This is a genomic window from Mycobacterium sp., assembly GCF_052144515.1.
GTDB lineage: Bacteria > Actinomycetota > Actinomycetes > Mycobacteriales > Mycobacteriaceae > Mycobacterium.
In genome coordinates, this window is the sequence record NZ_JBKQQD010000377.1 from 1 (window position 1) to 5,058 (window position 5,058).

The window sequence follows — 5,058 nt, forward strand, 5'->3', positions numbered from 1 at the left end:
CTCGCCTCGGAGCAGACTGATCCCGCTCCGGTCCGCTGGGCCTGGTTCGCGTTTCGTACCGAGTTCGCCTCGCTGGCGGTCGGCGTGCTCATTGGTGTGATCGGCGGCGTGGTGATCTCACGATCCACTGCGCGCGGGTGGATGAGTGGCACCTGGGCGCAGCTGGCGACCCTGGCGCTCGCGCTCGTCTGCTTCGGGCTTGGCGAGCGGTTGCACGGCAGCGGGTTCGTCACCGCCTTCGTCGGCGGGCTAGCCTACGCAGTTGTTTCGCGCCGCAGCGGTACCCAGGCGGCGGCGACACAGCTCTCCGACGCGGCCGGCCAACTTCTCGAACTGCTCGTGTTCGCGCTTTTCGGCGCGGCGGCAGTCGTGCCGGCCTGGCGCGACGCCAGCTGGCGGGTGGTCTTGTTCGCGGTCGTCGCCTTGATCGCGGTGCGCGTCGCGTCGGTTGCGATCGCAGTGGCCGGAAGCGGGCTGTCGACCCGTACCACAATGTTCATGGGATGGTTCGGCCCCCGCGGAATCGGAACTCTCGTCCTGGGCCTGCTCGTGATCGACAGGGGCGAAATCCAGCAGGGTGCCCTGATACGGCAGGCCGTGGTGGTGACCGTGACGATGAGCCTCGTCTTGCACAGCCTCACCGCACCTCTGGGAATCCGGTTATGCGCCCAGGGCGCGACGGCGGCGGCCGACACCGGTTCCCCACCGCCCGCGAACGACACCGTTTCGAAAGCCACTGCGCCACATCGGAAACCGGGTGAGAACAGAGGCGACGTGCGTCTGTGAACACGACATCGGCGCGCGCGGGGCTCGGGTAACGGGTGAAACCGCCGCCTTGGTTGCGCCGCTTTGACAGGATGACGCTGTGTCCACGTCATCAGCGCAACCATCCGGGCCGATCCTGCACCCGTTGACGACGCCGCGAGCGGCGGCCTTGGCGGGGGTTCTGTCGGCCCTGCTCTTCGCGGCGGTACTGATCCTGATCCGTACCAAGATGCCCGAGGGAGTGGGCGACTCGACGCAATGGCTCAACTCAGAACGGGGCGGCATCCTGACCGCAACAAAGCTGATGCCGTTCGCCGGGATCACTTTTTTATGGTTCATCGGGGTGGTGCGGGATGGCTTCGGGCGCTACGAGGATCGGTTCTTCGCGACGGTATTTTTGGGCAGCGGTCTGTTGTTTGTGGCGGTGATGTTCGTCTCGACCGCGGTCGCCGCCGCGCTGGTGGCCAGCAACTCTGGCATCACCGATCCCGCAGCGCATGCCGAGGTGATCGCGTTCGGCAAGGGGATCGTGGTGTCGGCCGCCAAAACCTATGCCATCCGGATGGCGGCGGTGTTCATGATTTCGCTGGCCACCATCTGGCTCATGACCGGCCTGATGCCGCGCTGGCTAGTCGCCATCAGCTATCTGGTGGCGGTGGCGTTGCTGATCGCCAGCGACCTGACCATGTGGCTGACGCTGGCGTTTCCCATCTGGATGCTGGTCGTCAGCGGCCTGCTCCTGATCCGCGCTGGAGCCGTCAACGAGCGACGCGCGAGCCGCGAATAAAGCGGGCCGTGCCGGAAACGACCCGCGTCGTAGCGATGGACTAGGCCCCGCTGCGGTGCAGGAGCCCAGCTCAGCCACCGGGTCGCCGCTGAGGGTGCGGTGGCGGGCCGGAAGCGGCATAGGTGCGCCGACTTTCGGGTCCAAAGGCGTAGTTCGGGAGCGGGGTGCGACGAAGTCTGGGATGAGGTCGGGCCAACGTGTCGGGCGAAGAAGGAGCAAGGAATTCTTGTGAGCGACAAGCCGAACATCTGATCATTTGGGGTGACGACATCGGGATCAGCAACCTGAGCTGTTACACCCACGGTCTGATGGGATACCGAACCCGCCACATCGACCGGATCGCCGAGGAGGGGGTGCGGTTCACCGACTACTACGGCGAGCAGAGCTGCACCGCCGGGCGCGCCACGCTCATCACCGGGCAGAACCCCTACCGGACCGGCCTGACGAAGGTGGGTCTGCCCGGCGCCACGCTGGGCTTGCAGCCCCAGGACCCGACCATCGCCACTGCATTGAAGGCACAGGGATATGCCACCGGCCAGTTCGGCAAGAACCATTTGGGCGACCGCGATGAGCACCTGCCCACCATGCACGGCTTCGATGAGTTCTTCGGCAACCTGTATCACCTCAACGCCGAAGAGGAACCCGAGCTACCCGACTATCCGAAAGACCCGGCGTTCCGGGAGAAATTCGGCCCGCGCGGGGTCTGCACACCTGGGCCAACCCCGACGGCACCCAGCGCATCGAGGACACCGGCCCGCTGACCAAGCAGCGGATGCAGACCTGCGACGACGAGTTCCCAGACGCCGCAGTCGATTTCATTAAACGCCAGCACGAAGCCGACAGGCCATTCTTCGTGTGGTTCAACTCGACCCACATGCACTTTCGCACCCATTCCAAACCCGAGAGCGTGGGCCGGGCCGGGCGCTGGCAGTCCGAATACCACGACACCATGCTCGATCATGACGACCTCGTGGGTGATCTGCTGGATCTGCTCGACGAGCTGGGTATCGCCGAAGACACCATTGTCATGTATTCCACCGACAACGGTCCACACATCAACTCCTGGCCCGACGCCGCGATGACGCCGTTCCGCAGCGAGTAGAACTCGAACTGGGAGGGGTGCCTACCGGGTACCGGCACTGGTGCGCTGGCCGGCGCGTATCCCGGCCGGGCGGGTGCTCACCGGAATCGTCAGCCACAACGACTGGTTCGTCACGTTGCTGTCGGCGGCCGGTGTGCGCGACATCACCGAGAAGCTGCGCGCCGGAACCGATCTGGGCGGCACGACCTACAAGGTGCACCTCGACGGGCACGACCAGCTGGCGTACATCACGGGCGAGAGCGACGAGAGCCCGCGCGAGCACTTCTTCTACGTCTCCGACGACGGCGACCTGACCGCGCTGCGGTTCGACAACTGGAAGTTCGTGTTTATGGAGCAGCGCTGCCCCGGCACCGCACAGATCTGGGCTGAGCCGTTCACCGAGCTGCGCATCCCAAAGCTGTTCAACCTGCGACTCGACCCCTATGAGCGGGCCGACATCACGTCGAACACCTACTGGGACTGGATCTTCGACCACATCTTCCTATTCGTCCCGGCGCAGGCATACGTCGCCCAAATGCTCCAAACGTTCGCCGAGTTCCCGCCACGACAGAAATCCGCCAGCTTCAACCTCGACCAAGTCTTGGCGAAGTTGCAGGAAAGCGCCGAAAGCGACTAATCCGAGCCCCTGCCGAGCCAATCCGCGGCGGCGACGTTCTGGATCGCCCAGCGAACCGACCTGACACCCGGCTGCACGCTCAACGCCCGCACCGCGTTCTCCAGCAGGGTGTCGTCGCGGGACGCGGCTGACACCTCGGCGCGGAGCCCGACCTGGTCGGATGTGGCGCCCTCGACGAAACGCAGCGAGTAGAGTTGCAGGCCAGGCTGATTGACGGCCTGGACGATCGCGTTGCGCGCCGTCTGTTCCGTGTCTGCTGCGCAAGCCACTTCCAGCAGGTAGTCGGCCGGGGGTATCTCACGGCCCGCCCTGGAGTGCACACGGTCCATACGCGCGGCCAGCGGATGCAGGAAACTGTTCGCGGCGATGATGATCGCGGCCCCGGCGAGGGCCTCCCGCCAGGCCCAGGCTCCCGCCAGCGCGCCCACCGCGGCGGTCGCCCACAGCGTGGCGGCGGTGTTCAGCCCGGTCACCGACATGCCCTGTTTCATGATGACTCCGGCGCCAAGGAAACCGATGCCGGTCACGATTTGGGCGGCCACCCGGGTGGGGTCGGTGTCACGGTGGAAGGTGTAGGCGCCCAGAATCAGAAACAGCGCCGACCCCATGCTGACCAGGGCCATCGTCTGCAGACCCGCCATCCGGGACCGCCACTGGCGTTCGATCCCGATCGCAAGTCCGAGGACGGTCGCCAGGCCGACGCGGACGATCAACTCGAGGGCGAGCACGTCAACGATCTTTGCGCAGGCGCGCGCTCCGCGGGAGCGAATGCACCAAGATCAGACCAGGCGCGCTGACCGGCGTGACGACCGCCGTCGGCGCCGGCGAGGGAAGCCTCGAGGAACCAGCGCGAGGCCAACGCTCTGTCGATTGACCTGGGAGAAATCCGCGTGAGAAGGCCGCCGTCTGCGCGTTTCCGCTGATGTTTTAGGACTCGCAGTGGCCTCATGCTGGCTAGCATGAGGTAGATCGATCCGCGCGTGGGCAAGAGCGCCTCCCTCGCGGAGGCTCGGAGTCTAGGAATCTCCATGTCCGGGTATGTCTGGGATCTTTCGGGTACCGATAAGCAGTGCGCCTCATACAGGCCGGGCCACCAGATTCACTGGATTCATTTCAACCACTCCATGCGGGAGCCGTCGGTGGTAATCCCCGTCACCGCAGTAGTAGATGACGACGGGCTGGTGCACATCGAGGGCGATGACCTAATCTCCGTCCGGTGGAATCACCGCCGGGCGCTGTTACACGCTGCGCTGCAACGCTTTGGCGGGATGGCGGACTGGAAGCCCCGCTGGCACATCCTCGCAGTCCCCACGGAGGCGTTCATGGGGGTGCGGGAAGCGTATTCAACTTGGCGACGCTGGGCGAAAGGAGGAAGTGCTACGTTTTCCGCTCAACCAATCCTGACCACCTGGTTCCCAGCGTCCCGTCTCCGACGAATGTGCCGCCCTTGCGGGGTGAGAAAGCGGTATGACGCTTCCGGTCGAACGTAAGCTGCCCGGCACCCCTATCCCTTTTGAACAGCTGGCAGCCGAGTAGCACCAGTAGGCCGCTGTGCCAGAGAGGATCACTGGACGGGGCCGTGCCCACATTTTGCCCACACTTCGTCGTAAATCAGCATGGTGGAGTGGGATTGAATGGGGCCTAAAAGGGCAGGTCAAAGGGATAATGACTCTCTGGCATGGATCTTGAATAGGGTTCAAATCCCTCCGCCACCGCTGTGATGTCTCAGGACATCGGAATAGGTCCGAACCCTCGTTTAGGGTTCGGATTTTGTCTTTGGGGCGTCCG

Annotated in this window: 3 protein-coding genes and 1 pseudogene; 3 read left to right on the forward strand and 1 reads right to left on the reverse strand. The window is 64.7% G+C overall.

Annotation, left to right across the window (positions count from 1 at the left end; all coding sequences use genetic code 11):
• From ACLP9N_RS24825 to ACLP9N_RS24835, 3 genes and pseudogenes are all read left to right on the forward strand, one after another.
• A partial coding sequence (locus ACLP9N_RS24825) for a cation:proton antiporter domain-containing protein (RefSeq protein WP_442409862.1) occupies nt 1-786 on the forward strand: 786 nt, incomplete at its 5' end.
• A 79-nt stretch (nt 787-865) separates the two neighbouring features.
• The gene (locus tag ACLP9N_RS24830) at nt 866-1,552 is read left to right on the forward strand and encodes a hypothetical protein (RefSeq protein ID WP_442409863.1); all 687 of its coding nucleotides are present in this window, start codon (nt 866-868) and stop codon (nt 1,550-1,552) included.
• Nucleotides 1,553-1,860: 308 nt separating this feature from the next.
• Nucleotides 1,861-3,270, forward strand: a pseudogene (locus ACLP9N_RS24835) (arylsulfatase).
• Here ACLP9N_RS24835 and ACLP9N_RS24840 read toward each other — a convergent pair.
• Nucleotides 3,267-3,998: an MgtC/SapB family protein gene (locus ACLP9N_RS24840; RefSeq protein WP_442409864.1), complete on the reverse strand. Its 732-nt coding sequence runs from the start codon at nt 3,996-3,998 to the stop codon at nt 3,267-3,269. The pseudogene ACLP9N_RS24835 and the gene ACLP9N_RS24840 sit on opposite strands and share 4 nt — an antisense overlap.
• Nucleotides 3,999-5,058 lie beyond the last annotated feature (1,060 nt).